At 41.5% G+C, this 25263-nt stretch carries 33 protein-coding genes and 1 riboswitch; of the genes, 10 read left to right on the forward strand and 23 right to left on the reverse strand.

Going from position 1 to position 25263, the window contains the following annotated elements; genetic code table 11:
* Window positions 1-210: 210 nt before the first annotated feature.
* Entirely contained in the window at window positions 211-714 is a 504-nt protein-coding gene (locus ACFQWC_RS14335) for a PH domain-containing protein (RefSeq protein WP_377108508.1), read from the forward strand.
* A gap of 13 nt (window positions 715-727) precedes the next feature.
* Window positions 728-919, forward strand: coding sequence for a hypothetical protein (locus ACFQWC_RS14340; RefSeq protein ID WP_377108128.1), 192 nt, complete (start codon window positions 728-730; stop codon window positions 917-919).
* Between the two features lie 113 nt (window positions 920-1032).
* Here ACFQWC_RS14340 and ACFQWC_RS14345 read toward each other — a convergent pair whose 3' ends face one another.
* The 9 genes from ACFQWC_RS14345 to ACFQWC_RS14385 form a co-directional block, all read right to left on the reverse strand.
* Complete coding sequence (locus ACFQWC_RS14345; RefSeq protein ID WP_377108130.1) at window positions 1033-1512, reverse strand: hypothetical protein; 480 nt, start codon at window positions 1510-1512, stop codon at window positions 1033-1035.
* Window positions 1445-1621, reverse strand: a complete 177-nt coding sequence (locus ACFQWC_RS14350) for a hypothetical protein (protein WP_377108132.1) — start codon at window positions 1619-1621, stop codon at window positions 1445-1447. Before ACFQWC_RS14350 ends, ACFQWC_RS14345 begins: the two co-directional genes overlap by 68 nt.
* A gap of 374 nt (window positions 1622-1995) precedes the next feature.
* On the reverse strand, window positions 1996-2550 hold the full coding sequence (locus tag ACFQWC_RS14355; RefSeq protein WP_377108134.1) for a site-specific integrase: 555 nt from the start codon (window positions 2548-2550) through the stop codon (window positions 1996-1998).
* A gap of 491 nt (window positions 2551-3041) precedes the next feature.
* On the reverse strand, window positions 3042-3374 hold the full coding sequence (locus tag ACFQWC_RS14360) for a phBC6A51 family helix-turn-helix protein (protein WP_377108136.1): 333 nt from the start codon (window positions 3372-3374) through the stop codon (window positions 3042-3044).
* Window positions 3375-3637: 263 nt separating this feature from the next.
* The gene (locus tag ACFQWC_RS14365; protein WP_377108138.1) at window positions 3638-4366 is read right to left on the reverse strand and encodes a helix-turn-helix domain-containing protein; all 729 of its coding nucleotides are present in this window, start codon (window positions 4364-4366) and stop codon (window positions 3638-3640) included.
* Between the two features lie 103 nt (window positions 4367-4469).
* Window positions 4470-4757 (reverse strand): hypothetical protein, encoded by a 288-nt coding sequence (locus tag ACFQWC_RS14370; protein WP_377108140.1) that lies wholly within the window; start codon window positions 4755-4757, stop codon window positions 4470-4472.
* A gap of 16 nt (window positions 4758-4773) precedes the next feature.
* Entirely contained in the window at window positions 4774-5823 is a 1050-nt protein-coding gene (locus ACFQWC_RS14375; RefSeq protein WP_377108142.1) for a tyrosine-type recombinase/integrase, read from the reverse strand.
* Window positions 5824-5979: 156 nt separating this feature from the next.
* A complete protein-coding gene (locus ACFQWC_RS14380; RefSeq protein ID WP_299743748.1) occupies window positions 5980-6342 on the reverse strand; it encodes a HesB/IscA family protein in 363 nt (120 codons plus the stop codon).
* A 197-nt stretch (window positions 6343-6539) separates the two neighbouring features.
* Window positions 6540-6776, reverse strand: coding sequence for a YuzB family protein (locus ACFQWC_RS14385; protein WP_258549604.1), 237 nt, complete (start codon window positions 6774-6776; stop codon window positions 6540-6542).
* A 331-nt stretch (window positions 6777-7107) separates the two neighbouring features.
* Here ACFQWC_RS14385 and ACFQWC_RS14390 point away from each other — a divergent pair, with 331 nt between their 5' ends.
* Window positions 7108-8175 carry an NAD(P)/FAD-dependent oxidoreductase gene (locus ACFQWC_RS14390; protein WP_377108144.1) on the forward strand — a complete coding sequence of 356 codons (1068 nt, stop codon included), beginning with the start codon at window positions 7108-7110 and terminating at the stop codon, window positions 8173-8175.
* A gap of 103 nt (window positions 8176-8278) precedes the next feature.
* On the opposite strand, the gene ACFQWC_RS14395 is transcribed toward ACFQWC_RS14390, so the two are convergent.
* Window positions 8279-8605 carry a YuzD family protein gene (locus ACFQWC_RS14395; RefSeq protein ID WP_299743742.1) on the reverse strand — a complete coding sequence of 109 codons (327 nt, stop codon included), beginning with the start codon at window positions 8603-8605 and terminating at the stop codon, window positions 8279-8281.
* Between the two features lie 311 nt (window positions 8606-8916).
* Between ACFQWC_RS14395 and ACFQWC_RS14400 the strand changes: the two genes are divergently transcribed.
* Window positions 8917-9153, forward strand: coding sequence for a NifU family protein (locus ACFQWC_RS14400; RefSeq protein WP_034763763.1), 237 nt, complete (start codon window positions 8917-8919; stop codon window positions 9151-9153).
* Window positions 9154-9210: 57 nt separating this feature from the next.
* On the opposite strand, the gene ACFQWC_RS14405 is transcribed toward ACFQWC_RS14400, so the two are convergent.
* Window positions 9211-10170, reverse strand: coding sequence for a 2-hydroxyacid dehydrogenase (locus tag ACFQWC_RS14405; protein ID WP_377108147.1), 960 nt, complete (start codon window positions 10168-10170; stop codon window positions 9211-9213).
* Between the two features lie 78 nt (window positions 10171-10248).
* On the reverse strand, window positions 10249-11250 hold the full coding sequence (gene yutH, locus ACFQWC_RS14410; protein ID WP_341356887.1) for a spore coat putative kinase YutH: 1002 nt from the start codon (window positions 11248-11250) through the stop codon (window positions 10249-10251).
* A gap of 290 nt (window positions 11251-11540) precedes the next feature.
* Between yutH and ACFQWC_RS14415 the strand changes: the two genes are divergently transcribed.
* Entirely contained in the window at window positions 11541-12041 is a 501-nt protein-coding gene (locus tag ACFQWC_RS14415; protein ID WP_113968983.1) for a phosphatidylglycerophosphatase A family protein, read from the forward strand.
* Window positions 12042-12358: 317 nt separating this feature from the next.
* Window positions 12359-12451: a sporulation histidine kinase inhibitor Sda gene (gene sda / locus ACFQWC_RS14420; protein WP_377108510.1), complete on the forward strand. Its 93-nt coding sequence runs from the start codon at window positions 12359-12361 to the stop codon at window positions 12449-12451.
* Between the two features lie 26 nt (window positions 12452-12477).
* On the opposite strand, the gene ACFQWC_RS14425 is transcribed toward sda, so the two are convergent.
* The 3 genes from ACFQWC_RS14425 to ACFQWC_RS14435 form a co-directional block, all read right to left on the reverse strand.
* Window positions 12478-12729 carry a helix-turn-helix domain-containing protein gene (locus ACFQWC_RS14425; protein WP_299743724.1) on the reverse strand — a complete coding sequence of 84 codons (252 nt, stop codon included), beginning with the start codon at window positions 12727-12729 and terminating at the stop codon, window positions 12478-12480.
* A 573-nt stretch (window positions 12730-13302) separates the two neighbouring features.
* A complete protein-coding gene (locus tag ACFQWC_RS14430; RefSeq protein WP_299743721.1) occupies window positions 13303-14067 on the reverse strand; it encodes a TIGR01457 family HAD-type hydrolase in 765 nt (254 codons plus the stop codon).
* A 122-nt stretch (window positions 14068-14189) separates the two neighbouring features.
* Window positions 14190-14627 (reverse strand): DUF86 domain-containing protein, encoded by a 438-nt coding sequence (locus ACFQWC_RS14435; protein WP_377108151.1) that lies wholly within the window; start codon window positions 14625-14627, stop codon window positions 14190-14192.
* 134 nt (window positions 14628-14761) lie between these two features.
* On the opposite strand from ACFQWC_RS14435, the gene ACFQWC_RS14440 reads away from it, so the two are divergent.
* Window positions 14762-15031: a DUF3055 domain-containing protein gene (locus ACFQWC_RS14440; RefSeq protein ID WP_299743716.1), complete on the forward strand. Its 270-nt coding sequence runs from the start codon at window positions 14762-14764 to the stop codon at window positions 15029-15031.
* 67 nt (window positions 15032-15098) lie between these two features.
* Window positions 15099-15401 (forward strand): hypothetical protein, encoded by a 303-nt coding sequence (locus tag ACFQWC_RS14445; RefSeq protein ID WP_044338153.1) that lies wholly within the window; start codon window positions 15099-15101, stop codon window positions 15399-15401.
* 42 nt (window positions 15402-15443) lie between these two features.
* On the opposite strand, the gene ACFQWC_RS14450 is transcribed toward ACFQWC_RS14445, so the two are convergent.
* A complete protein-coding gene (locus ACFQWC_RS14450; protein WP_299744023.1) occupies window positions 15444-15719 on the reverse strand; it encodes a YutD family protein in 276 nt (91 codons plus the stop codon).
* Window positions 15720-15830: 111 nt separating this feature from the next.
* Between ACFQWC_RS14450 and ACFQWC_RS14455 the strand changes: the two genes are divergently transcribed.
* A complete protein-coding gene (locus tag ACFQWC_RS14455; RefSeq protein WP_377108153.1) occupies window positions 15831-16550 on the forward strand; it encodes a YhcN/YlaJ family sporulation lipoprotein in 720 nt (239 codons plus the stop codon).
* Between the two features lie 145 nt (window positions 16551-16695).
* On the opposite strand, the gene lipA is transcribed toward ACFQWC_RS14455, so the two are convergent.
* Window positions 16696-17613, reverse strand: coding sequence for a lipoyl synthase (lipA, locus tag ACFQWC_RS14460; RefSeq protein WP_299743703.1), 918 nt, complete (start codon window positions 17611-17613; stop codon window positions 16696-16698).
* Window positions 17614-17881: 268 nt separating this feature from the next.
* Here lipA and ACFQWC_RS14465 point away from each other — a divergent pair, with 268 nt between their 5' ends.
* Window positions 17882-18841, forward strand: coding sequence for a M23 family metallopeptidase (locus tag ACFQWC_RS14465; protein WP_377108512.1), 960 nt, complete (start codon window positions 17882-17884; stop codon window positions 18839-18841).
* 40 nt (window positions 18842-18881) lie between these two features.
* Here the strand turns inward: ACFQWC_RS14465 and ACFQWC_RS14470 are convergent, their stop codons facing one another.
* The 6 genes from ACFQWC_RS14470 to ACFQWC_RS14495 form a co-directional block, all read right to left on the reverse strand.
* Window positions 18882-18995, reverse strand: coding sequence for a methionine/alanine import family NSS transporter small subunit (locus tag ACFQWC_RS14470; protein WP_299743700.1), 114 nt, complete (start codon window positions 18993-18995; stop codon window positions 18882-18884).
* 1 nt (window position 18996) lies between these two features.
* Window positions 18997-20523: a sodium-dependent transporter gene (locus ACFQWC_RS14475; protein WP_299743697.1), complete on the reverse strand. Its 1527-nt coding sequence runs from the start codon at window positions 20521-20523 to the stop codon at window positions 18997-18999.
* A 320-nt stretch (window positions 20524-20843) separates the two neighbouring features.
* Window positions 20844-22409, reverse strand: a complete 1566-nt coding sequence (locus ACFQWC_RS14480) for a Na+/H+ antiporter NhaC family protein (protein ID WP_341356890.1) — start codon at window positions 22407-22409, stop codon at window positions 20844-20846.
* A 115-nt stretch (window positions 22410-22524) separates the two neighbouring features.
* A riboswitch (Lysine riboswitch) is annotated at window positions 22525-22707 on the reverse strand.
* A 79-nt stretch (window positions 22708-22786) separates the two neighbouring features.
* Entirely contained in the window at window positions 22787-23551 is a 765-nt protein-coding gene (gene yunB / locus ACFQWC_RS14485) for a sporulation protein YunB (RefSeq protein WP_148970790.1), read from the reverse strand.
* A gap of 59 nt (window positions 23552-23610) precedes the next feature.
* On the reverse strand, window positions 23611-24723 hold the full coding sequence (locus tag ACFQWC_RS14490; protein WP_299743689.1) for an HD-GYP domain-containing protein: 1113 nt from the start codon (window positions 24721-24723) through the stop codon (window positions 23611-23613).
* A 192-nt stretch (window positions 24724-24915) separates the two neighbouring features.
* Window positions 24916-25218: a YunC family protein gene (locus tag ACFQWC_RS14495; RefSeq protein ID WP_299743686.1), complete on the reverse strand. Its 303-nt coding sequence runs from the start codon at window positions 25216-25218 to the stop codon at window positions 24916-24918.
* Window positions 25219-25263 lie beyond the last annotated feature (45 nt).

The raw sequence follows: 25263 nt of genomic DNA on the forward strand, positions 1-25263 counted from the left end.
ACGAAAAATTATTCGACACACCATATATTGTGTTTCAGGTCAATTAGTCATTTGTTTGTCAAGTGGTTAATCAAGCAAATTAACTAGAAAAATAGAATATAGGTAAGGAAATATTAATAATCACCAGTATTTTAGGGTTATTTAATTGTTGACTAGTAGGCCATAAACCCTAGATGTGTTGTATAATGTTAAATAAATACATTATTGGGAGTGGTAGACTTGGCGAAAATAGATAAGTATATCGAAAAGGCGAAAGAACACTTTGACGCCGGCGAAGAATTAGCATTCGCAGTATTTGGCGCCTATGAAACTAAAACTATGGGAAAAGATACGGTCAGAAACGGCGTAATGTTAGCAACTAACCAGCGAATCCTTTTCTATGGCAAACGCACATTCGGCTATGACCTCGAAGTTTTCCCGTATGAAAACGTGAGTTCAATCGAAATGGGTAAAAGCATGATGGGCCACCATATCGCCTTCTTCTCGTCAGGTAACAAGGTGAAAATGAAATGGATCAATCAAGGCGACATCCCAGGCTTTATCAATCACGTTAAAGCGACGATTGGAAAGTCATCAGCGAGGATACAGGCTGCAGCTACCCAAGAAACGTCTAGTGCTGCCGATGAGATTAAACGCTTTGCTGAGCTAAGAGATTCCGGGGTTATTACAGAAGAAGAATTCGATGCGAAAAAGAAACAACTGCTTGGTATTTAAGGAGGTGATTTAATTGAGAAGATGTGTAGAGTGCGATGGAACAAAGAAGCTTGTGGACAGGACTACTGATGCGTGGAGCGAGGCTTTTGATTATCACGATAAAAATTCTCCGGACCATCTAACGACTAGAAAACGTGCTGATGCGGATGTCGAAAGAGAAGGAAACGCTAAATACGTTGATTGTCCTTACTGTAAGTCAGCTTAATCGCTGGTTTAGGGAGAACGAAAGAGCCCGCCGTTAAATGACGACGGGTTTATTACTGTCCAATAATTGGACGATTCATTTAAATACTTAATACAGCGGAGAGTGCGCGGAGTTTATTCTGAACGTGTATATCCGTTATTTGCACGTATTAGATCATTTCTTTCTCTGCCAATATCTATTAGCGTTCCTATTCCTACAAATAACGCCCCAACTGCTAAGCCGGATATAACTGACAATATTGCGTTTTTAATCATCCCTCCATATAACGCTACTTGACCCATATACTCTAAATTATTATTATTGACCATTTTCTTTGCCGAACCATATGTTGCCCAATCGATGCCGTTTAGCTCTACAAATGCACCGACTACTCCTACTACAATAAAAAAGATGCCGAATTTGCCAATCCAATTTCCCATATTCTCACTCCAAAACCTTTTATTAGTATAATCATACAACTCTATAAGATAAGAGCCAATAATATCTTTAAAGAGAACCTTGTTAAATATAAATTCAACCGTAATATCACCTTCTAAAATTGCAGTAGTGACTAATTTCCAACGGCCTCTCTGCCGGATAGATACCGCGATCATACTTCTGCAGCTCCGTCACCTCTTCAGTCGGATAAAAACCGCGTGGCAAGTCTTCAGCAAATCCAGGGTAATCCATAAGTATCATTAACGAAACGAATAAGAGCTTCATCGACTTCCAACTCCTTCCTATTCTCGTTATATTCGCCTAGTACCTTAGTTATTCGCAGTTAGAAACTCAAAGCGATCTGAAAATAGCCGGACTTAAAACGCAGAAAATGGACCGGCTGAAATTCCTCCATAGCCCCCCCGTTTTCGTTCCACCTGCAGAAAAAAATTTTTATATCCGTAAAAGTCAAAGTGATTTCAAAATTGGCGCGCCAGAGATTCAGAAGGAGCGCAGAATTTGTCGAAACCTACCGCCCCCCTTCTTAAAATACCCGTCGAGTTTTTCAACCCTGGTAGAAAATTGCGGAGCTCTGACCGACACTGAAAATTCGGAGGTGGCCCCCCGGCATAAAAAAAGAGCCGGCATCACTCCGCCGACTACAATGTAAAACCTTTGAGCGTTTCGTCTATCTCGTCTTGCGTAATACCGATATACCTCTTCGTAATGCTGGGCGCTGAGTGATTGAATATCTCTTGAAGGAACGCGATGTCCTTGGTCCTGCGATAGTAATGATAACCGAACGTCTTACGCATAGTATGAGTGCCGATGTCATCACGGTCTAACATACCGGCAGCCTTAGTCATAGCACGGTATGCTTGCGTGGGGCTTATCGCCTTATCTCCTTTGCGACTAGGGAACAGTAGCTCCTCGTCTTGCATGCCGGCCGTGTACGCCTGGACTTCCGCCTGTAAGCCCTCGTTAATAAAGAATCGCCTTACCTTATCCGTCTTCTTCTCACGCTTCAGCACATGCGTCTTGCCCCTCACATCGCCCACTCTTAACGGAAGTATATCGCTGACACGTAGCCCGGTATTGATTCCGAATACAAAGAGAAAGCGATCACGTTCCGAGCAATGCCTGCGAAGAGCCCACTTCATTTCCTCGATTTCGTCGATCGTTCTTAACGGCTGAACGTTCTTTTCCTGCTTCATTTTCATACCTCCAATGTACGTTATTGTATCGTTAAGTATAGTTTACCGTTACTTTCCAGTAAAGTCAACGTTTTGTAAGTACGAAAATATACAATAACATACATTCGTCCGACCCCCTCGAGTTTGGGAGGCACTTGTCTCCGGCGCGGATTGGCTGATAAAATTCGCCTAAACCTTACGAAACATTACCGTTAAATCGTAATCATTCCTAATTGGTTTACCGTGTTTCCTCTATATGTACGGAACACACCGACAAGTTACGATTGCCAGGTAATGCTCCTACGTTCTCAAAGCGTTTGGAAGGCCACGCGGACCAACCCCTCGGCTGCTAGAATCGTTCTAAACCGCTTATATTCGGGCATGTTTTCGACCTGTCTACGGCTACTCATACGTAAAGAAATGTTAACCGAAAATGTTCCGAAATGTGCAGTTTTGTAACTACCCTTTGGCGTCCTCAAACGTAAGCCTGCCGTAGCCTCATGGCGATTTTACTAATACGTCCCATTTCCGGTCAGTCCGGCAGCTCCGAGGATCGTTTCGGCTGCCTTGACATCCCCACTTAATGCAAGACTGGCATATGAGCGGTTCTTCTTCGGAATCATGCGGTCGAGCTTCTGCTTAAACCGTTTATCCTTCTCACGTTGAAAGTCCTTACGTTTTTCCCAGCGAAATAACTGCATCCGGGACACCCCGCACTCCTTGGCGATTTCCTCACGGCTAAGGCCCGCCTGGAAGTCGAGTAAGAGCTCAATCGCAAGGTAATGTCGTGTATCCAATGGCGGGACCTGAGACGGTTGGTTGCTACGCTTCTTTCGTCTACTCATAAAAATAAAACCTCCTTAAGATATAAAACCCCTGCAAGTCTAAAGCCTTGCCATTATTCATATATTTATCGCTGGTCTTTAGTTAGAGCGATAGCGAAAAAGAATAGATGGCGGCCGTAATGACTGTAAGGAATGAAGGGCGCAAGGGTCTAAAAAACGTACTATTTTCCTTTAAGGGAAAGACGCTGAAACCCTTGATATGACTGCGTTTGTAAAATATTTCAGGAAGTTTTTTTCCTAAAAACGGATTGAAGTAGCACGTTCTACCCCTCGTAAACTTCAGCGAAATACAACCGGTCCAGCATCCGATCGAGCACATTGTTGAAGTAGCCCGGCAGATTCTTCACCTTATTCGCCTTGAACGTCACCATCACTGCGGAAATCCCCACGTTTAACAGGACGTCCTTATCAAAGGCGGTTTTCAAATACGACGTGTGAGCAAGCCATATGCCGTACAAGCGATTCCTCAGCTTCTTATCGGCAATCAAACGTTTGAATCTAACGTACGGAGAACAAGACGTATTATTACTTAATAACTCTTTTTCGCTTGAAAGAGTAATAGCTTCCGATTCAATTTTCGCAGGCTCAGGCGTTGATTCTATAGACTTATCGGCTTCCTCACGACTGGACACTGGCGACTGGACAAGATAGATATTGGCACCATATCCTCCGGCCACCTTCCGCATGGTTGAAACCTTTACGAGGATCCCAAGCGCCTGTAGCTTGCCGAGCGACCGGCGGGCAGTCTTCTCACTCTTACCGATTGTCTGGGCGATTGTGGACGCTTTTAAATGTGCTGCGCCTCGATACTTCACGGCAAAACGACCGATCAGCTTAAGCACGCTGCGGTCTGTGTCGGACATTTCGTAATAGTGGTCACAGGTATGACGATATAGAGCCTCGTTTAATGCCGAGACTGACTGGAACGATTGGTATTCCGATAGGTATTGCATGGTTCGGCTCTCCTCCGAACTCGACCGATTAGAAGGCATACTTAATAAACCGTTTGACTTCAACGATTTTTTTAAGTAAAATATAGGTAGGTTAGGGCGCTTCTGTTTCGGCAGAGCGTTCTTTTATTTTGTCTATTTTTAATTAATTCCCGAGTAACGACGCTACTTGCTGGCGATAACCTTCCGCGCTTGCTCCACTATCCAACGCTTCATACATACCGGTAAGAGCTTCATATAACTCATCGCTTGATTCTGCATCATATTCCGCGACCATCTGATCGTACATTTCCGTTACTTCTTCCGACTGTTCTCCCGCCCGGAACATTTCAACATAGAAATCATCTGCGAAATCCTCGAAACTTTGCTCCGGCTGACTCTGACATCCGACTAATAATCCGATTGATAATACTCCCGTTAATAGAAATTTCATTTTAAATTCCTCCAATTTATCGTAGTTTAGTGCGAAACTTCTTAATCGGCGAAAACTGCTCGTGCTTAACTCGAACATCATCGCCTGTCATTTGTACATAACGCCGGGTCATGTGAATAGAACTATGACCAAGCAACCGCATAAGCGTGTACGGGTCCCCACCGTTTAAAATGTAATTTCTTGCTGCAGTATGGCGCCATGTGTGGGCAGTGCTCCTTATCTCCTTACCAACTCCCGTTATATCACCGTAATACTTCAGACGCTTATTCATTTGTGTATCGGTCACTTCCTCGCCGTAACACGAAAGAAAAACCTTATCTGCGTGAGGAAAGTGGGTCTTGTTCTCATCAATTAATTCCAGTAACAACTTAACCGTATCGGCAGACAATGGTACCACCCTCGACCGCCTATTCTTGTTAAACCTTGCCGCAAGCTCAATCGAGCGAGTCTTCATATCTATATCGCCAGGTCTTAACGAAAGAGCCTCGTTCATCCTCATCGCGGAATCAAGTAACAGCCATTGGAACACGTAATCCCTAAAACCAACGTACTTCCTTTGATCGCAAGCCCCAAGTAATGCTTCGACCTGTTCATCTGTAAATGATTCGATTTTATCCTCGTCGACTTTTTGAGTGCGAATATTATCCATCGGACTCTTACGTGCGAATCCTTCCTTACACCAAAAGTTAAATGCAACCTTCAGCGACCTTATCCTCATATTAATCGTGGCAGACGCTAAGCCTTTGCCGTGATCGCTCAGGATGTACTTATGACCTTTAAATCTCGGCGCATCTACCGTTAAATAGTGAATGTAATTCCGGCAGATTTCCGTCGTTATCTCATGTACGTATTGAATTCCGAGATTCTCCTCGTCTAGCCATGCACTGAAATATCGCCAGGTGTTAGAATAGTCCGTTTTAGTTCTATCGCGAATCCCCTCGCCTATCTTTGCGGTGATAAAGTAGTTCCAGGCTGATTCGAGTAACATCGGCTGAATATCGCTGGTAGGAAATGCGCGGTTATCTACCTTGGCCCTTCTTTGACGGATACTTCTTCCTTCAGACAAAATAAAAACGCCCCCTAACGTACGTTTAAATACGTTAAGAAGCGTTAATATAATGACTCGATTAAATTTTATCGGAGGGTGGAATACGTAACCCCGATTGGAGTAAATACGTCATCCCCACCGATTAACTTTGCGCTCATTGCCCGGGAGAAAAACCTAGCAGTTCTCCGGCGTACCCTTATTCGTCGCCGTCACGAATGATGATCCGCATCCGCATGAAGCGATGGCGTTCGGATTGTCGATGGTGAACCCGCCGCCCATCATGGACTGCTTGTAATCTATTTTAGTACCGTTCAAGATAGCAGCATCATTTTTAGCTACAACAAGCTTTATTCCATGTTGTTCCAGTGTTGTATCTCCATCTTGAAGCTCATGTTCAAATCCCATACCGTAAGAAAGGCCGCTGCAGCCTCCCCCTTTTACCGCTACTCGCAACATGGCATCTGTTTCGTCATGTTCCTTCATCATATCTTTAATCTGAAGGGCAGCGGCTTCTGTTAGAATGACAACTTCACTCATTTACTACACCCCCAACCTTTTCATTTCTTACTACTTAGTATACTCCTTTCTATTTTACTACTCAACCAAAGGAGCTTTGGTGAATGAATGTAAGAAAACTTTTTATTGGGCTCTTTTGATCATGTTTGTTGCTACTTTAGAGGAAAAAGAATTCAATAAGACAAAAAAAATAAGCCAGTCACAAGACCAGCTTTTCTTTAGAACATCGGATTATCTTCCAGGAACTGATAGATATGATCCACCAGTTCTTCAGGTGTGTCCCCTGTTACGACTTCACCATTGACGAGAGCATAAAAGGATTGTGCGCATTTTCCGCAGTAACCCAGGCATCCGTACTCAATGACATCAAGGTTGGGGTCCCTTTCTAATATCTCAAGCGCTTTTTGCGCACCACTAGCAAGATTGCTTATACAAAATTCTATAATAGGTTTCAATTCTATCACCTCACTACTCTTTGTTATGCTACCTTTTTTTATCAATATCGTCAATCATTTGAGTTCCATGTAATGGTATAACAGATTGTGAACATTTTCGCTTATTTCTGTTGTGAAAACGCCACTATTTCGATATACTTTTAATGTTAATAGGTTTATTAATGTGATAATTGCTCGAATTATGCTTCATATTGAAAATGCTTACTTTTTCAGGACCCGTTTTAACGTGAATGTCCTTTGAATCCTGTCCCATACAACTATAGGGATATAAATCATATACAAACACACTATTTCAACAATAATGTAGAGTGCAAAAAAGGGGAAATTTTTCATGAAACAATTAGTGCTGCTTGGTGGAGGATACGGTAATATGCGAGTTCTTCTTCGCTTATTACCCAACCAATTACCTGAATATGTATCGATTACCCTGATTGACCGAAATCCTTACCACTGTCTTAAAACTGAATACTACGCATTAGCTGCTGGTACGATTTCAGATCAACATGTACGCGTATCATTCCCGGAACATGCCCGTTTATCCTATGTGTACGGAGATATTTCCGGAGTGGACATGGAAAACAAACTCGTAAATATGAAAGATCAAGATCCAGTTCCTTATGACGACCTTGTGATTGGACTCGGTTGTGAGGATAAATATCATAATGTTCCCGGTGCTGACGAACATACTTACTCCATTCAAACAATTGAAAAATCCCGTAAAACATACCAAACCTTATGTAATCTTCCAGCTGGTTCGATCGTAGGAATTGTTGGAGCCGGCTTAAGCGGGATCGAGCTTGCGAGTGAGCTTCGTGAAAGCCGTTCTGATTTGAAAATTAAGCTATTCGATCGTGGTCCGCGTATTCTTAATGCCTTCCCTGAACGGTTAAGTTCTTATGTTCACAGTTGGTTCGACGAGAATGATGTAGACATCGTCAACGGCTCGAACATCACAAAAGTGGAACCAAACACCCTTCATAACCATGAAGAACAAATTTTTTGCGATGCCATCGTATGGACAGCAGGAATTCAACCAAGCAAAGTCGTCCGAGATATGGATGTTGAAAAAGATGCAAGCGGTCGCGTTATTCTGACAAAGTATCATAACCTGCCTCAGGATGAGAATGTTTACGTGGTTGGTGACTGCGCAAGCCTTCCTCAAGCTCCAAGTGCCCAGCTTGCTGAGGGACAAGCGGAACAAATCGTGACAGTCTTACTTAAACGTTGGAAGAATGAACCGCTGCCGGCAGAATTACCTAAGATTAAGCTAAAAGGAATTCTCGGCTCACTCGGAAAGAAACATGGTTTCGGTCTGGTAAACGAGCGCTCCATCACAGGTCGCGTCGCTCGATTGTTGAAATCCGGTGTGTTATGGATGTATAAATATCATAATGGATGATGGAAAAAAAGAACCGCAATGTGCGGTTCTTTTTTAGGTACAGCTTTATTTCTTTCATTAAAAAGGACTCTCCCAATAAGGACAGCCCTAATACCCCAATCAATCAAACCGCTTTATACCCAAATTTCTCAAGCTCAGAATAGATCGTCTTTAAGCGGGGATTCCCTTCTCCGATAATATTCCCTTCTAACAGAACAATCGGATAAAACATATCCTCTTCGATCACTCTTGAAGCAAACTGCTTAACGAATTCATCTTCAGGAGGATTGTGGATATCAACATATTTAATCACGAATGGCTGGTTTGGATACTTACGACTAACAGCAGCCTCAAGCCATTCGTACGTTTCTTTCGATGATGGTAAGTTTACACAGCTTGGACACAGTATTTCTGCCCCATACACGTAAAGTTCAACAGGTTTTCTCTCCATGTCACTCTCTCCCCTTTGTTTCCCTCTCTTGTTTATTTTACAAAAAAAACAGCCGGGTTGGAACGATTATATGTAAATTCTGTACTGGGAATTGCATTTTGAAAATTTCTTATGCAATGTGAAGTTTGGCGAGATTCAAAATGCATGAAAATTAGTGGCACAGAGTGTAGCGGAAAGGAACGGTCCATAATATTACACCACAATTCATTAAAGAACCATTTCCAAAAAAGAAATTCCCAATAGTTTGCAGGTTGATAGATTTTTTGTGAATATGTCATTATAATAGAGAGTAAGGAAAGGAGTAGATAAATATGGCTGAAAACGAAATGATCGCACCTGTTCAGGAAGTATTAGATAAATTACGTCCGTTCCTACTTCGCGATGGTGGAGACTGTGAACTAGTGGACGTTGAAGATGGTATTGTAAAATTACGCCTTCTAGGTGCTTGTGGAAGCTGCCCAAGTTCAACCATCACATTAAAAGCAGGAATCGAACGCGCATTAGTGGAAGAAGTTCCTGGTATCGTTGAAGTAGAGCAAGTATTCTAATACACCATTAATGAAACAGGCTGAATCCTTCATTGGATTCAGCCTGTTTCTTTTTGACTATAGGGATGTGCTCGGTTTCTTTCCCTTTAATACGGCATGAATATTCTCTACACATAAAGCCATCATCCCATAACGTGTTTCTTTAGAGGAACTGCCGATATGAGGAAGTGCGACCACTTGATGTAACTTGAGAAGAGGATGGTCTGCATCGATCGGCTCCGCTTCGAATACATCTAATCCTGCCCCTGCAATATCTCCCCTCTTTAACGCTTGTTCTAAAGCTTCTTCACTTACGATCGGGCCACGGGCTGCATTGATGAAAATCGCTGTATTTTTCATCAATAAGAATTGTTCTTCTTGAAACATACCTTCTGTGTCTTCGTTTAAGGGAGCAAGAACCACGACAAAATCCGATTGAGTGAGGAGTTTCTCCAAAGTTGCATATTGAACACCAAGGTCTTGTTCCACTGCATATTTTCTGGAACGATTATGATATAGAACATTCATATTGAATCCCTTCGCTCTTCTTGCCACAGCTTCACCTATGCTTCCCATTCCGAGAATGCCAATGGTTTTGTGATGAATATCTAAGCCAGCTAATAAAAGGGGTGACCAGCTTTTCCACTTTCCTTCTTTCACATAACGGTCTGCCTCGACGATTCGTCTTGCCGTTGCCATTAATAATGCAAAGGTTAAATCAGCCGTTGTTTCCGTTAGAACATCAGGCGTATTGCATATGGTTATGCCTAATTCTTTTGCCGCTTCAAGATCTATATTGTCATGGCCGACAGCCAGATTTGCCACGACTCTTAATGAAGGAGATCTCTGTAACAGCTCCCGATCTATCTTGTCCGATAACATCGTAAGTAAAGCAGAGGCACTCTCTGCTTTATGGAGAAGAACGTCTCTTGGTACAGAAACATCTTCATGCTCCCACATGTCAACTTCAAATTCTTTCTGCAAGGGTGCAATGATTGATTCCGGCAATTTTCTTGTAATATAGATGGATGGCTTCATATGTAGTCCCTACCTTCACTCTTTTTCTACAGTTTAGCATAAAAGTGAAGGCCGTTCCGATTGGGAGGGTCGTCGATGTTACAGCCATGCAACAAGAGGAATTCCCCATTTTTTAACGGGAACTTCAGACATATGATAAAAGTCAGACAGGAATGCTTCATATTGGTGGGAATTTTTCAGATAGCGCTCCAGCTTATCTTCAACTACCTTCTTCTTCTGTTCTGATTGTGAAATATAATACTCCTCTATGCACTCGAAATAGTGAAGGGGAAACAAGAGACGTGAATACAGCAGTCTCCAAGAGAATGGTGAGAGTGGGGTAATGGATTCATACTCTCTGATGAATTCCTGGAGCTCAGGATGAAACGTTTGGCTTCTCATGAAATAGCGTTCTCTCACCCACTCTGCTATGTCCCGGCTGCAGTGATCGAACACCCATTGGAATGGAAAATGAATGAACACTTCCGTCCCCCATGTGGATTGAAGAAAACGCTCATGGCAAACCGTTCCCGCATCCTCTGGCTTCGGATCCTCATCAAGCTCCGTGTCAACCAGGTACTGGATGGCGTTTTCTGCCAAAGCACTGTAATAAGGGTAGCTCTCAACAAAGCGGCGTTCAAACTCGTCAGCCGGCTGGTCCTGAATAACCTGATAATAAGCCTTCTCTAACTGAGCAAGCCTCTTTTCCCACAGACTTTTCCACTGTCCCATACGATTTATTTTCTCTACTTTTTCTTCAAAGGTCCGTCCCCTGAAATGGAATTTGCTTAACTTTCTGCCCATCTTTTTATCAGGGGGAGATTGGATGCTTTCATTTCGCAGCACCACATAATCTTTATCCTTTTCTACCACAAGGAATCTTCCTTCGTTGCTCTGGACGAAGGTTGAAACATGCCGATCTCCCTGACTTTTTAGGTGTTCTGCCAATTTGTAGAGTTCCACTAAGGTTTCTTGTTCCATATTCGATACGCCCACAATACTATATACTAATCCCCCGACCATATATCGATCCATCATTCCATCAAAAAATGCCCGCTCTGGATGCAATCCAAAATGATTGATTAATATTTCTTGAGACATATTGATCTCTCCTATCTAAAGTAACCATCTTTTTTCACAGGGTGATCCGTGTCAAACAAGTCCTTTTTCATAATGTCAATTCCTTTCAAAATCACTTCATTACCACTCACGCACTTTATATGAAAACAACCTTTATAGACAATTATGAATATCTAAAACTGGAGATGGGCAAGAATGAGAATAGAAGCTATTATTATGTCTATTTTTCAAATGGGAATCATATGTGTAAAACAAGGCTTCGTCTAATCGAAATAGGGGTTTTATAATCTTTCAAAGAAAAGGTGAATAGGATGAAGGATAAAGAATCAATGGATTTATTAGAGAAAACGGCACGTAAATGGCTGCATGAAAGAGGAGTAGAGATTGAAGATATTGCTCAATTGGTCATGTACCTTCAACAAAAGTACCATCCTGATCTTGAACTAAAGGAATGTGTCTATAACGTTGAACGTGTGTTAACGAAGCGGGAAGTGCAAAATGCGATACTAACGGGTATTCAACTTGATATATTAGCTGAGAAAAAAATGCTGGAAGAACCACTTCAGGCGATAATTGAAGTAGATGAAGGTTTATATGGTGTGGATGAAATTCTAGCCTTTTCAATTGTTAATGTATATGGATCGATTGGATTTACAAACTACGGCTATATCGATAAACAAAAGCCGGGAATCCTGGAGAGGTTGAATGATAAATCATCTGGTATGTGTCATACCTTCTTGGACGATATTGTAGGTGCAATTGCAGCAGCTGCATCAAGTAGACTGGCACACCGGGCTAAATGCGCAGAATAAGCCTAGACGGAATAAAATACGTATCCAAATCAGACGACAGGCGTCGTCTGATTTTTTTAGTGAAAGAAGAAGTGTCCTAAAAACTGACAAAATAAATCATACTGTATCCCCTAAAAATCACATAAAACATAAATAGTTCCTTTTCACTAACTTTATTATTGCACATCAATGAATAGTTTTATATAATTACAATTATAGTTGTAATTACCATAAATATAGTTGTATCAAGGACTTCTAAACGAATACACAGCAAATAAAGGCCATCACTTAAACGGGATTAGACGGTTTCACACAGAAAATAAACAAGGTGAAATCACATCCAACTCCTTAGTGACCTAGCCCTTATCGCTGCATACAAGGAAGCAAAACAGTTAAAACTCAGTAATGATTTTATCATTCTGATCGAATAAGAAATTAAAAAGAGAAAATTAGTTCATTAAAGAATCGTTTGATTGTAGATGTCTTCGTGTTCTTCACAAGTCGGCATGATGTCTTCCCACTGAACGTCAAGAGCACATACAATGGCATTCAACTTGTTCAGGGACGGGTTTGCCTCTCCCTTTTCAATCAACGAAATATAATTAACCGTCAATCCACATTTGTGACTTAATTCTTGTATGGTGATTTCTTTTGCTCTTCTGTGGTACCTTATTTTCTTTCCGACAAGTCCTGTAACTGTAATACTCATTACCTCACTACCCTTTTAAAAATTCTTTAGAAATGACGTGGAATGTTTCGAAAATCAATTATGAAACAGTGACTTTCATTCTTAAAGTTGTTTGCATTCGTAAAGAATAGTTAGAAATTGAAAAGGTATCAATGCTAATAGTCCCCTACTACCTTTGATGTTTACCCTAGATTAATACCTTTACACTTAATTTCGTAATATTTTTTTAAAATATTCTTATTGTTTTTCAGATCCTGTCTTCCTAGTCCTTCTGAGTACTCAAATATGTGTAATGGAAAAGTTAGTTAGAGGAAAAACCATATAATACTTTAGGAGTATAATTCTCGTTCCTGCTATTATTTTACTTGCTACAGTATCTATAGAGGCATAGATATTAGCAAAAAGGACCAATTACGTAGGTCCTTAAGTATAAATAGTATTTTGATTACTTCTTTTAACACTAGTTCTATTTTACTTATACGAACGAGGGTTGTCTATTATGAATGTGTTACTAATTTAAGACATTTTTCTATTTTTGTATTCAGAAGGGCTTATAAGGTGGAGACTGTAAAAACAGCCTCCACTTTTTTATTATTATATATCCCATTCGTCTAATGTATCAATTGTGTAGGTCGGCTGAATATCCTTCGAACTTAAAGCCTCTTTGGTTGTGACTCCAGTGTGAACAAGCAGCGTATCGAGTCCGGCGTTGATTCCAGCCAAAATATCGGTATCATAGTTATCCCCAACCATTAACGTGTCTTCCTTCGGGACCCCTAATACAGATAGGGCTTGCTCCATAATGATCGATTCGGGCTTTCCGATAAAGGTCGGTTCTGTTTGTGTGGAGACGGTGATAACTGACGTCAGGGAACCATTCCCAGGAAGCAATCCTCTTTCAGTCGGAATGGCGATATCTCCATTGGTTGAAATAAAAGTAGCACCATTTCTAACACCCAGGCAAGCGAGAGACAATTTTTCGTAATTAATGTCACGGTCTATCCCCACTACTACGAAATCCGGTTTCTCATCCCTAAGAGTAATCCCGCTATCTTCCAGTGCCGAACGAATTCCTTCTTCCCCGATGACATATGCGGTTCCATTTGGTTTTTTCTTTGCTATATACTGAGCTGTCGCCATTGATGTTGTGAATATCTGTTCCTTCGTGGCAGGAATGGCAAAGGACTGCAACTTTTCTGCAACCTGCTCAGGTCTTCTTGAAGAATTGTTTGTTACAAACAGATAGGGTAATCCCTTCTCCTGAAGACGTTTAACGAATACTCCCGCTTCCTCGATCTTTTCTTTCCCTTTATACATCGTGCCATCTAAATCGATTAAGTATCCTTTATATTCTTTCATTGTTTACCTCCATATGATTGTTTTAGTATGCCCAAACACCTTAAAGTCTGTTCTATTTACGATAAAATGCAGCTTTAAATAAAACAAAACGCTTCCTGGTCAGAAAGCGCTGTCATATCTCATTAATTTTTAAATGCGGATACAGGTCCCAGTTCATTTTCAAGGTAGCTGCGAACCTGTTGAGGAAACTTCTCTAACGAGTAGAATACCTCGTTTAAAACCTTATGTAATTGATCATGGTTGACGGCTGTATACTCCTGAACAAGTATCTTACGATTGCCTACAAGGAGCTTGAGGTCTCTACTCATCTTGTCATCGATCACCTTTTCATCCAAAAGAATGTCAATGATGTCTTCATAGCTTCCAGGGTCTCTCATAATGAACCCATCGATCATGCTGTTCCCTACATCAAGTACGGATTCAATGATCGTATGAGCCATTCGCTCCAGGGCTAGTTTTTCTACTATGGAGTTCCATTGATCATTGGAACGAACGATGGTTAACTGCTCACTCATATAAAGCAATATCACTTCAATCTTTTCTCTATCTACGAAATACATGGTGCCACCTCTTCCTGAACGATATCATCACACTTTATTCTAACATAATTTCACCATCACCATACAGGTACATCCTGCAAAACTCACTTCAGTTTGTTATGATGAAATAAGCAGAAAAAGAGGAGGACATCGTCATGAGTGAACGATTTTATTTATACGATGATACAGAAAATACAAAAACACGATTTGTGAGCTTTATGGGGGAAAATCAGCGGTACGACTTAGCTATTACCCAGACAGATCGATATTATGGTAAATCTTTGGTACTAGACCTTCAAGGCAGTCGATTTGCGATCGTTGGCAGAGATGATCTTGATGAACCCGGATATGTAGAAAGTGTATTCAAGTTAACTCTGGAAGAAGCCGATGAATTGAGGGACTTCTTAGGGGAAATCATTTTGTAAAATGTGCACTGAAGAATGAAGTCCACCCCACTCTCACATACTACAAGTATGAAAGGTGGGAGATAAAATGAGTAAAGAACCTAGAGACAAAGAAGAAGAAGTATATAGTGACTTCTCTAATGTTGAAACGTATCGCAATTTTATCGTTCCAGAAACACTTCCTGAAGGACCTTACGGATCTCCGCGGGGAAAGCATACTCCAGTCGAGAACAAAAGCACTCCATGGGAAGAAGGACAACGGTATTACAGTGCCTTCAACTATGAAAACAAATCACTTCATCAGGATATTCCACGTCAGGAGCCTGGGTCTCATCCTGTTCATGCAGACCCCGATGTGAATGAAGAACCTCCATATACTGAAAATAAGTAAAAATACAAAAGGAACAAACCAGACGGTTTGTTCCTTTCACCATTATTTATTGACTTTCTTCAAAAGAAAATAAGCGCAGCCAAAATTACAATATTCGTACAAGTAATCCTTATGTGTACTCACCTTTGTGTCAAATGACGCTTTTTGATTGTGGTCATCGAAAAATCCCTTTAAACGAAGCTGGCCATATCCCCAATCCCCAAGGATATAGTCGTATTTGCTTAAGATATCGCTATATCTTTCCTTAAATGCTTCCTCGTTGAATCCGTCTCTAAATTCCTCAACGATTTCGTAGCATGTATTCTGCACACAAATCATTTCGTCCACCCACTTTCATTTCCTTATCTTAAATTATAACGGATTGTCCATTAATTACTATGAAAAATTGTCATAAGAGATGGTCACCCTATCAAATAGGGGGTGTTTAAGTTGAATAAATTCATTCTGGGTACAACTGTTTTAAGTATTGCGCTAATCGGAACTGCCTGTGATGGAATCGACACGGCCAATGAGGAAATGTTTCACGACAATGGAAACACCATAAACGTGAATGACCGGGAAGACCTGTACAACGAAAATAGCTGGACCAAAAAAGGAGCCCACCGCGGTGAGGACTTCGGTTATGTTCGCCAACAGAAAAGTCCTACAGGTGGTCAAACCATTTCCACCAAGGATATGTACAGCATCAATCGTGAACAAGTAGCCGACACGATCAGCAAAATGAGTGTGGCTCTTCCTGACGTGAAAGATTGTTCCACTCTTGTCACAGACGAAGAAGTATTGATTTCATATGTGACCGACAAAAAGGATAAAGATGGTCGCTTTGAAGTAGCCGATCAGGTAAAGAAAACAGCCATGTCTGTTATTCCCCGCTGGTACCACGTCTATGTGACTGATGACAAGAGCCTGATGCGGAATGTAGAGAACCTTGCCAAGATGGATAGTGATAGCCGTAACGCCAACACAGCTATCGATGATACCATTAACCTAATGCTGCAGGATTCTCCTCAGGGAAGAAATGTAGACGCAGGTGAAAATCCAAATGGTGAAATGACATCTGAGAAATACGAAATGCAGGACGACGACGTCCATAAAATTAACAAAGATCGCCAAAAACGAAAAGACAACACAGACAACATGGTCGATTAAAAATAAGATTGGAGGAGGCTGACCAGAGGCGAAGCATTATGGCGTAAATGCTTAAATGCATCCCTTGTCATCCTCTACTTAGCTACAAAAAGGACTGACTGTCAGAGATTTTCTCCTTCAGGTCAGTCCTTTTATATATAAATGATTATGCCTTTTGAACTTCTTGCTCTCCGGCTGCTTGTCTTGCTTTGGCAGCTGCGTTAACTTGCTCATCTGCATGGTATGAAGAACGAACAAGTGGACCTGCTTCACAGTGACTGAAGCCTTTTTGCATCGCTGCTTCACGTAGTTCAGCAAACTCATCCGGGTGATAATATTTCTGTACTTTCAAGTGTTTCTTAGATGGCTGCAGGTATTGACCTAATGTCACAATATCAACATGGTTTGCACGAAGGTCATCCATTGTTTCAAGGATTTCTTCCTTTGTTTCCCCAAGACCGACCATGATACTTGATTTTGTTGGGATATCCGGGTTTAATTCTTTAGCACGACGCAAAAATTCCAATGTGCGGTCATATGTAGCACGGGCACGAACTCTTGGAGTCAAGCGACGAACGGTTTCGACATTGTAATTCATAATGTCTGGTTTTGCATCCATCAGTGTTTTGATGTTATCGAATACTCCACCCATATCAGAAGGTAATACTTCAATTGAAGTGAATGGACTTTTCCGACGAATTGCACGAACTGTTTCAGCAAAGACTTGTGATCCACCATCTTTCAGGTCATCACGGGCAACAGCTGTGATAACTACATGCTTCAGATTCATTAATTGAACAGAATCTGCAACGCGTTCTGGTTCTTTCAGATCTAATTCAGTTGGAAGGCCTGTTTTTACTGCGCAGAATCGGCATGCTCTTGTACAAATATCTCCAAGAATCATGAATGTAGCTGTTCTTCTAGTTCCCCAACATTCATGAATATTAGGACAACGAGCCTCTTCACATACCGTGTGAAGATTGTTTTCACGCATCATTTTCTTCAAGCCCATATAATTATCGTTCGTATTCAGCTTAATTTTAAGCCAATCCGGTTTCCGAATATGTTCATCTTTCTTGCTCATACCCCTCATCTCCAATCCTAAATAATTCTGACTTAGGCAAAGAGTGAAACGCTTTCTAGATCGTTCATCTTATGTATAAAAAGCCATCATCAATATACTTCTTTTGTCACTTTATCATACTAAAAAAGCGAAAACAAGCATGTGATACCCTATTACCATTTATTGATGATTATGAATCCCGGTGAACGATACAAACTAGAAGTAGGCCCCTAAAAATGGAGGGATTATTTTGTACAAACGATTGGTCTTTACCTTTGTGGCTTTTTGCATGTTCATTAGTCCTTGTCAAACCTTTGCAGCAGAAAAGCTGACAGATGAACAGATCCACACAAAGAGAATGGAGTTATTCCAGAAAAGCGAGGCACTTACTCAAATTCCCTGGTACTATCTCGCTGCCATTGATCAGTACGAGAGGAGTCTTCGGTTTGCCCGTAAAGATCGGGAAAAGCCCTCTTCTCTTATATCGATTTATATGGAGCCAGAAAAGTGGGTCGGCCCTCTAAACCCTAATGCGGATGATGACAATCCCGAAACAATCGCTCTATTCAATGGAGTGGGCCGGGATGGAGACTTCGACGGTAAAGCGAGCCTGAAGAGTGATGAAGATATATTGGCAGCTTTGACAGAGGTAATATTGCGGTATGGAATTGACCGGGATAATTTCAAACTTGCTCTGTGGGACTATTACAAACGTGATAAAACGGTCAGTATCATCATGGGAAATGCAAAAATTTATAAGCAATACGGTACAATCCATTTAAACCAGAAAGCCTTTCCCCTTCCCCTCAGGTTCAACTACAGTTATCGAAACACTTGGGGTGATGCCCGTGGTTGGGGAGGAAGACGAATTCACGAAGGGACGGACCTCTTTGCTGATTATGGTGTACCTGTAAGAGCGACATCGTATGGAATCATTGAGATGAAAGGATGGAACCGATATGGAGGCTGGCGGATCGGGATACGTGACATTAATAATACGTATCATTACTTTGCTCACCTTAGTGGTTTCTCTAAAGATCTTCACGTAGGACAAGTGGTTGAACCCGGTATGGTCATAGGCGGTGTTGGGAGCTCGGGATATGGACCTCCTGGAACATCTGGAAAATTCCCTCCCCATTTGCACTATGGGATGTATAAGGATAACGGCTTGACGGAGTGGTCCTTTGATCCATACCCTCACTTACGAATGTGGGAACGACAAGACAGAATCAAAAGCAAAAATCGTTAAAAAAGCAGACAATGGTTATCCCATCGTCTGCTTCATCTTTTTATACCTGTTTTTTGGATTTGGATTTGGAAACAGCGTTCATGATACTAGCTGCTAATCCACCCCAGATGATGACCATTCCTACAACCATCATTGCAATAGCGCTACCAGTCATATTAGCTTACCTCCTTATAGCTCTCAGCTTCTGTTTTTGCATGCCAGCGTTTAAAGGAGAAAGCAACACCGGCGAGGATCGCGAATCCTGCAACAAACCAACCACTGTAAAGAATGAAGGCATCCGAGTAACCACCGTAGTTTCCAGTTTCAGTTTCAAATTCTTTTAGTAGGTTCATTTTGAATAAACCGAACATCATCCATCCAAGGACGATTGGTGTGATGACACCTAAGCATATCTTCCACCATGCACCAAGCTGGATATCAGAGATTCCATTGGCGTGGGATTGAAATGCACCTAACTTGCGTAAGAACCAGGCAATTACTACAACTTCAACTAATCCGGCGAATGCTACACCAAACTGATTGATAAAGTAGTCTGCCGCATCCAGGAACAGTAATCCACCTTGAGTCGCAAATAAGATAGAGATGATCGCAGAAAGTCCTCCACCGAATAGGACGGCTTTTGTACGGGAAACCCCGAACTTCTCAGAAACACCTGCTACATACGTCTCTGTAATCGAGATAAGTGATGACAGCCCTGCTAATACCAGGGAAGCGAAGAACAAGAATCCGAATAATCCGTTAAGGGCCGGGAATTCATTAATGATTTGCGGGAATACCACAAACGCCAATCCAACTCCCCCGCTTACTACTTCCTGAACACCTACACCTTGAGATTGAGCCATGAAACCTAAAGCAGCAAATACTCCAATACCTGCTAATAATTCAAAGCCCGAGTTACTGAATCCTGTGATGAACGCGTTATTTGTAATATCCGATTTCTTCGGAAGATAACTCGAATACGTAATCATGATTGCAAAAGCGATTGATAAACTGAAGAAAATCTGTCCGTATGCTGCTACCCATACACTTGGATCAGCAATTTTGCTGAAATCCGGTTTGAAGAAAGCGTCCAGACCATCCAATGCTCCAGGTAATGTTAAAGCGCGAACAACAATGATTAAAAATAAAATAACTAGTGCCGGAATAAAGATCTTATTCGCTACTTCGATTCCTTTCTTTACACCTTTGAAAAGAATTCCTAATGTAATCACCCAGACCAATACAAGTGGAATGAATACTCCAGGAACGATACTGCCCGTTTGACCAGGATCAACCGTAAGCTTTAAATAGTCATTGAATAAGAATGACTCTGTATCCTTGCCCCAACCTAGATTGAAAGAAAATACACTGTAGGACATTGCCCACGCGATAATGACGGCATAATAGGTAGAAATAACAAATGCAATTAACACCTGCCACCAGCCAAGCCACTCTGATTTCCTATTAAGACGGAAATAAGATAGCGGTGCTGAGCCACGGTACTTATGACCTAATGTAAATTCAAGTACTAATAATGGAATTCCCGCTGTTAGAAGAGCGAATAAATAAGGAATAAAGAATGCTCCTCCACCATTTTCATACGCTACTGCCGGAAAACGCCAAATGTTTCCCAAACCGATTGCTGACCCGACGGCAGCTAGAATAAATCCTGCTCGTGTTCCAAACTGGGCACGATTCTCCATATTGGTCCCCCCTAGTTCTTTTCAACTACCATATTAAGGTATTTGAAATTTTTATATTTTCAGATTATTTATAATCTAAAGTCAGTATAGCTAGTTCCAGGACAATTGTCAAAGCTATTTTTAAGCCTACAGAGAGATTTTTTCAAATTGGGACAGGTACTATTTCACTATATGAATTTTGTCGAAACATGAAGGATTAATGATTGGAAAGGTCGAGGGGGATTTCTTGATACCACCATGGGTTTTAATAAATACCCTGACATCAAGTGAAAATTGCATAAAAAAACCAGGAGCCGATGAGCTCCTGGTTCTTCATTTCATTATTGTTCTGATACAGCCGGTTTTGCTTTTTCACCAAACAGAAAAGCGAATGCCAGGATTAAAATAATCACAACTCCTAAACCAAGTAACGTGCTACCAGTGAATCCCAGTACAAGGTATCCAATTGAAGCAGCAACCGCTCCGATCAATGCATATGGAAGCTGTGTGAGAACGTGATCGATATGATTGCTTCCTGCTCCAGTTGAGGAAAGGATCGTCGTATCTGAGATTGGAGAACAGTGATCTCCCAATACGGATCCAGCTAAAACGGCTGCCATAGCAGGCAATAAGATACTTACATCTGTCGCTGCTGCAATTTCCCCGGCGATCGGCAGTAAGATACCAAACGATCCCCAGGATGTCCCTGTGGAGAACGCCATGATTCCGGCAACTAAGAACAAGATGACCGGAAGTGCCTGCATCGGTAAGCTGGATTGTTCAACCAGACCCGCAAGATACGTACCTGTTTGCAATTGATCGATCAATGTTACGATCGTCCATGCGAAGATAAGAATGTAAACGGCTGGCAGCATGGATTTGATTCCTTCCACTACTGCTACTCCAACGGCTTTGCCTTCAATTCCTTTCAAGCTGACTTGACGAAGGAAGAAGATCAGCGCAACAAGGAGACCGAATAATCCACCATATAATAAAGATTTCGTTACATCTGTATTTTCAAATATCGGCAGGATGTCAAATGATCCGACGGCTTGATACCCTGTCCAGAGCATCATTCCGATTGTACCGATGACCAGAGCCACGATTGGCCAGACAAGATCTCCTACTGATCCTTTCGAGCTTACAGGCAGATCATTTTTCAATTCGCCTGGAATCTCTTTTTCAGGGTCATAAAGGGCTCCTGTTTCAAGGGCTCTTACTTCATGCTCTTTCATTTTTCCGAAGTCCAAGCCTTTAGCAGCAACCATGATCACAAGAAGGACAGCTGCCCAGACGTAAAGGTTCATTGGAATCATTTGAACGAATGCTGAAAATGCTGTGTATTCAGTGATGCTGTGTGCAGCAAGAATCGAACCGATAATCCCGATAATGTACGCTCCCCAGCTTGAGATTGGTGAAACGACACAAATCGGTGCCGATGTGGAGTCAATGATATAGGCTAGTTTTGCACGTGAAATTTTGTGGCGATCCGTAATGGGTCTCGAAACCTGTCCAACAGCAAGGGCGTTAAAATAGTCATCAATAAAAATTATGATACCTAAAACGGCTGCAAGAAGCTGTGCCCCTTTTCTCGTTTTCACACGTTTCATCGCCCATTCACCAAATGCGCGGCTACCGCCGGAAATGTTCACAAACGCCGTGATCACACCAAGAATAAGTAAGAAGAAAATAATATAGACATTCCAGGTGTTGAGTGCTCCATCTGCGACAAAGATGCCTTTAAAGGCGTCCCACATAAAGCTGAATGTTTTTGTAATTGAGAAATCTGCTAACAGAAAGGCAGACGCAACGATTCCTACTCCGAGTGAAAGTAGAACCCGTCTCGTAAGTATAACCATAAGAATGGCTAAAAGGGGTGGTAATAGTGAGTAAATCGTGTTTTCCATAGTGTCCTCCTCCTATTTGATAGGGGGGAACCATCGTAGCATGACAGAGGATAATAAAAAAAGGCAACGATAGAGAAACTATCATTACCTTAGTAAGTAATTTAAGTGCTCCATCACGATCTGTAGCTCCCCATTATAGAGATTCCCCTATAATGACAGTGTTATCCTTCTTCAAGATAACCCCAGCAAATACACCTTCGACATGCATATTTACTTCGGCAAAAGTTCCCTTTCATCTGTTCTCCCAGTTGTCATCCTCAAACAGCATACTCTTGAACCCTGCGCCTCTACCCCATCGGACTGATGATGTGGTGTGTTATTAAATTTTCTTTATTAATATAACAAACTATCATTCTTTTGACAACTTTTTTTCCTGACTAATTTGTGGGAATTTCAATGGATGGGCTGGATTCCCCTCCACCATTGTTATAAAACTGTGGTACATCCAGGTGAACGGTACCCATGGCAACCAGGATATCCTGCTTGATGGTTTCCGTTTTCGTTGCAAATGGAATGATGATCTGGACATTGACTTCAAGCTCGACAAACACTTTTACAACAGCATTATTGATCCCAAATTGCTCTACTGTCGTTTTAATATCGGAACGGACATCCCCGATCGAATGAAAGCGAATGGGCACTTTTGGACCCAGATTACCGAGTAACACGTTGTTGGTCGCCTGACCAAGAGGCACCGAGTAAGTGATGCCCTTCGCTGCTTTAGATTTCCCTTCATCGATTTCCACTTCGGTAATAAATTCCAGGTTTTCTAAATTTCCTTCCTCTGCTTCCTGCAGGTTTTGCTGTACTAAGTTTGTGATTTCTGCCTGAACCCGGTTGATTGTCTGAGTATTGTATTTAAATGAGACAATATCGCCTTCTGTATTCTTCACTTCTTCCGTTATATCCGAAATATCAAGAACATCGGCAATTTTTTTGTTAATTGCTTTATTGATAACTAACGTACCGATCCTGCTGGTCTGGGTCTCAGCATAAGCAAGAAGTGTCGGTTTTAAACCTTTATTAATGATCCACAACCCGAATCCAGTAGATATCATAAAGAATAGAATCGTAATGATCATCACATATCGAAAAGGTAGCGGCCCTCCTCTTCGGGGTTTGTATGTTTTAAACTTTGACAAAAAAATCCCCCCTTACAAGCTATTTGTATGCACAGTAAGAGGGGTTTAACGCAAAAAAATTATTTAATTTTTAGAGATTGGGGTTCATAATCCGGGTCAAACCCGGTAATCACCTTATCTAATTCCGTGCTTAAATCAATGGGATAAGGGGTTTGTAATTCCTGTCCGTCTTCTTCGATGATCCGAATCACCGGTCGATCCGTTACCCCTTTATTTTGATCTGTCACTATTCCTTTTCGGCCATCATTCAGCTCCACAACCATCCCATTTGGATAGATGGCAACAGAAGACCTGAAGGCTTCGATTACATTTGTATCAAACAGGGTGCCGCTGCCTGCATATAATACCTCCAACGCTTGATGTGGAAGCATGGCTTTCCGATACACACGATTAGACGTCATGGCGTCAAATACATCCGCCACTGCAATGATTTTTGCAAACGGATGAATATCCTCGCCTTTGATTCCCCGTGGATAACCGGATCCATCAAGCCTCTCATGATGCTGATAAGCGCAATGAGCAATGATCAAAGACACAGAATGAAGCTGTCTCAGAATCTCAAAGCCGTGTTCAGAATGCTTCTTAATTTCAGAGAACTCGCCTTCTGTCAGCTTACCTGGCTTCAATAGAATCTCCTCTGGTACCAGCATCTTACCGATATCATGCAAAATCGCTCCCACCCCTAACTGCTCGAGCTGTTTAGCAGAGAGCTTAAGTTCAAGACCAATTGAGAGCGTATACAATGTAACATTAAATGAATGATGAAAAATATAGGAATCATATGTGAAAACATCTGTCAAAATGGTTAGGAGATCATGATTTGCCTTTACTTCAGACAAGACTACATCAATCACCTGCTTCAATTGCTTAGCACTATCTTCAATCATGAGCGCACTTGGCGCCGTTTTCGATGCGCTTAATTGATTAAAGGCCATTTCAATATTGTTTACAGCTTGCTGTCTCACTTTATTCGAAACGGTCCCATTTACATGGATTCCGCTCGAAAGCGAGTCTTCAATATAGACATACTGAATACTAAGCTCCTGCAATCTATAAATCATGCGTTCTGTTATCGGAACGTTATCATGAATTAAAGCTTGACCTCTCATATTATATACGGTTGTAGCTAGAACCATGCCCGGTTTCAAAGCCCTAGTTGATATAAGCCTCATAGAATTCTCCTATGTAATTCTTTCATTTTTCGACAAAATTTCCTAGTATCTCCATTATAAAGGATAAAAACGTTCTTGCAAGGTGTATTTCCTTGTATATTGTTAATTATTCATGAAAGAATATTGATGGTGTCCTCCGACACCAAAACAAAAACCAGCGCCCTCAAAAGAGCAACTGGTCCTTCTTGACACTTATATCATTTTTAACAATGCATCCCGGCCGATCATGCCCGGTGTGATGCCGCGATTTTCTGCTTCGATGGTGATGGATTCAAGAGGGGCATCAAGTAGCTGATCGATTGTTTTTACACCGACGGCTCTTCCTGCAATGATTCCTCTGTCTTTTAACTTCTCATTTAGTAACGCTACGTCCAGTGCTCCACACATTATATATCCTATATCACTCGTCACAACGAGGAGATTGGTTTTGGGCAGTTCAACAGAAATCGCTAAAAAGGTATGTCCCTGAATGGTAATCGGAAATACATTCATCATGTTTCATCGCTCCTTTCACTCATATGTATGACGCGGAAAAGGAAA

Source organism: Rossellomorea sp. GCM10028870 (assembly GCF_042666755.1).
Taxonomy (GTDB): domain Bacteria; phylum Bacillota; class Bacilli; order Bacillales; family Bacillaceae_B; genus Rossellomorea.

Excerpts from the sequence above, each read along its gene's own strand:
- ACFQWC_RS14345 (WP_377108130.1), bottom strand. The coding sequence starts at position 1,512 with ATGATCGCGGTATCTATCCGGCAGAGAGGCCGTTGGAAATTAGTCACT.
- ACFQWC_RS14350 (WP_377108132.1), bottom strand. The coding sequence starts at position 1,621 with ATGAAGCTCTTATTCGTTTCGTTAATGATACTTATGGATTACCCTGGA.
- ACFQWC_RS14355 (WP_377108134.1), bottom strand. The coding sequence starts at position 2,550 with ATGAAGCAGGAAAAGAACGTTCAGCCGTTAAGAACGATCGACGAAATC.
- ACFQWC_RS14360 (WP_377108136.1), bottom strand. The coding sequence starts at position 3,374 with ATGAGTAGACGAAAGAAGCGTAGCAACCAACCGTCTCAGGTCCCGCCA.
- ACFQWC_RS14365 (WP_377108138.1), bottom strand. The coding sequence starts at position 4,366 with ATGCCTTCTAATCGGTCGAGTTCGGAGGAGAGCCGAACCATGCAATAC.
- ACFQWC_RS14370 (WP_377108140.1), bottom strand. The coding sequence starts at position 4,757 with ATGAAATTTCTATTAACGGGAGTATTATCAATCGGATTATTAGTCGGA.
- ACFQWC_RS14380 (WP_299743748.1), bottom strand. The coding sequence starts at position 6,342 with ATGAGTGAAGTTGTCATTCTAACAGAAGCCGCTGCCCTTCAGATTAAA.
- ACFQWC_RS14390 (WP_377108144.1), top strand. The coding sequence starts at position 7,108 with ATGAAACAATTAGTGCTGCTTGGTGGAGGATACGGTAATATGCGAGTT.
- ACFQWC_RS14395 (WP_299743742.1), bottom strand. The coding sequence starts at position 8,605 with ATGGAGAGAAAACCTGTTGAACTTTACGTGTATGGGGCAGAAATACTG.
- ACFQWC_RS14400 (WP_034763763.1), top strand. The coding sequence starts at position 8,917 with ATGGCTGAAAACGAAATGATCGCACCTGTTCAGGAAGTATTAGATAAA.
- ACFQWC_RS14405 (WP_377108147.1), bottom strand. The coding sequence starts at position 10,170 with ATGAAGCCATCCATCTATATTACAAGAAAATTGCCGGAATCAATCATT.
- yutH (WP_341356887.1), bottom strand. The coding sequence starts at position 11,250 with ATGTCTCAAGAAATATTAATCAATCATTTTGGATTGCATCCAGAGCGG.
- ACFQWC_RS14415 (WP_113968983.1), top strand. The coding sequence starts at position 11,541 with ATGAAGGATAAAGAATCAATGGATTTATTAGAGAAAACGGCACGTAAA.
- ACFQWC_RS14425 (WP_299743724.1), bottom strand. The coding sequence starts at position 12,729 with ATGAGTATTACAGTTACAGGACTTGTCGGAAAGAAAATAAGGTACCAC.
- ACFQWC_RS14430 (WP_299743721.1), bottom strand. The coding sequence starts at position 14,067 with ATGAAAGAATATAAAGGATACTTAATCGATTTAGATGGCACGATGTAT.
- ACFQWC_RS14435 (WP_377108151.1), bottom strand. The coding sequence starts at position 14,627 with ATGTATTTCGTAGATAGAGAAAAGATTGAAGTGATATTGCTTTATATG.
- ACFQWC_RS14440 (WP_299743716.1), top strand. The coding sequence starts at position 14,762 with ATGAGTGAACGATTTTATTTATACGATGATACAGAAAATACAAAAACA.
- ACFQWC_RS14445 (WP_044338153.1), top strand. The coding sequence starts at position 15,099 with ATGAGTAAAGAACCTAGAGACAAAGAAGAAGAAGTATATAGTGACTTC.
- ACFQWC_RS14450 (WP_299744023.1), bottom strand. The coding sequence starts at position 15,719 with ATGATTTGTGTGCAGAATACATGCTACGAAATCGTTGAGGAATTTAGA.
- lipA (WP_299743703.1), bottom strand. The coding sequence starts at position 17,613 with ATGAGCAAGAAAGATGAACATATTCGGAAACCGGATTGGCTTAAAATT.
- ACFQWC_RS14465 (WP_377108512.1), top strand. The coding sequence starts at position 17,882 with ATGTTCATTAGTCCTTGTCAAACCTTTGCAGCAGAAAAGCTGACAGAT.
- ACFQWC_RS14470 (WP_299743700.1), bottom strand. The coding sequence starts at position 18,995 with ATGACTGGTAGCGCTATTGCAATGATGGTTGTAGGAATGGTCATCATC.
- ACFQWC_RS14475 (WP_299743697.1), bottom strand. The coding sequence starts at position 20,523 with ATGGAGAATCGTGCCCAGTTTGGAACACGAGCAGGATTTATTCTAGCT.
- ACFQWC_RS14480 (WP_341356890.1), bottom strand. The coding sequence starts at position 22,409 with ATGGAAAACACGATTTACTCACTATTACCACCCCTTTTAGCCATTCTT.
- ACFQWC_RS14490 (WP_299743689.1), bottom strand. The coding sequence starts at position 24,723 with ATGAGGCTTATATCAACTAGGGCTTTGAAACCGGGCATGGTTCTAGCT.
- ACFQWC_RS14495 (WP_299743686.1), bottom strand. The coding sequence starts at position 25,218 with ATGATGAATGTATTTCCGATTACCATTCAGGGACATACCTTTTTAGCG.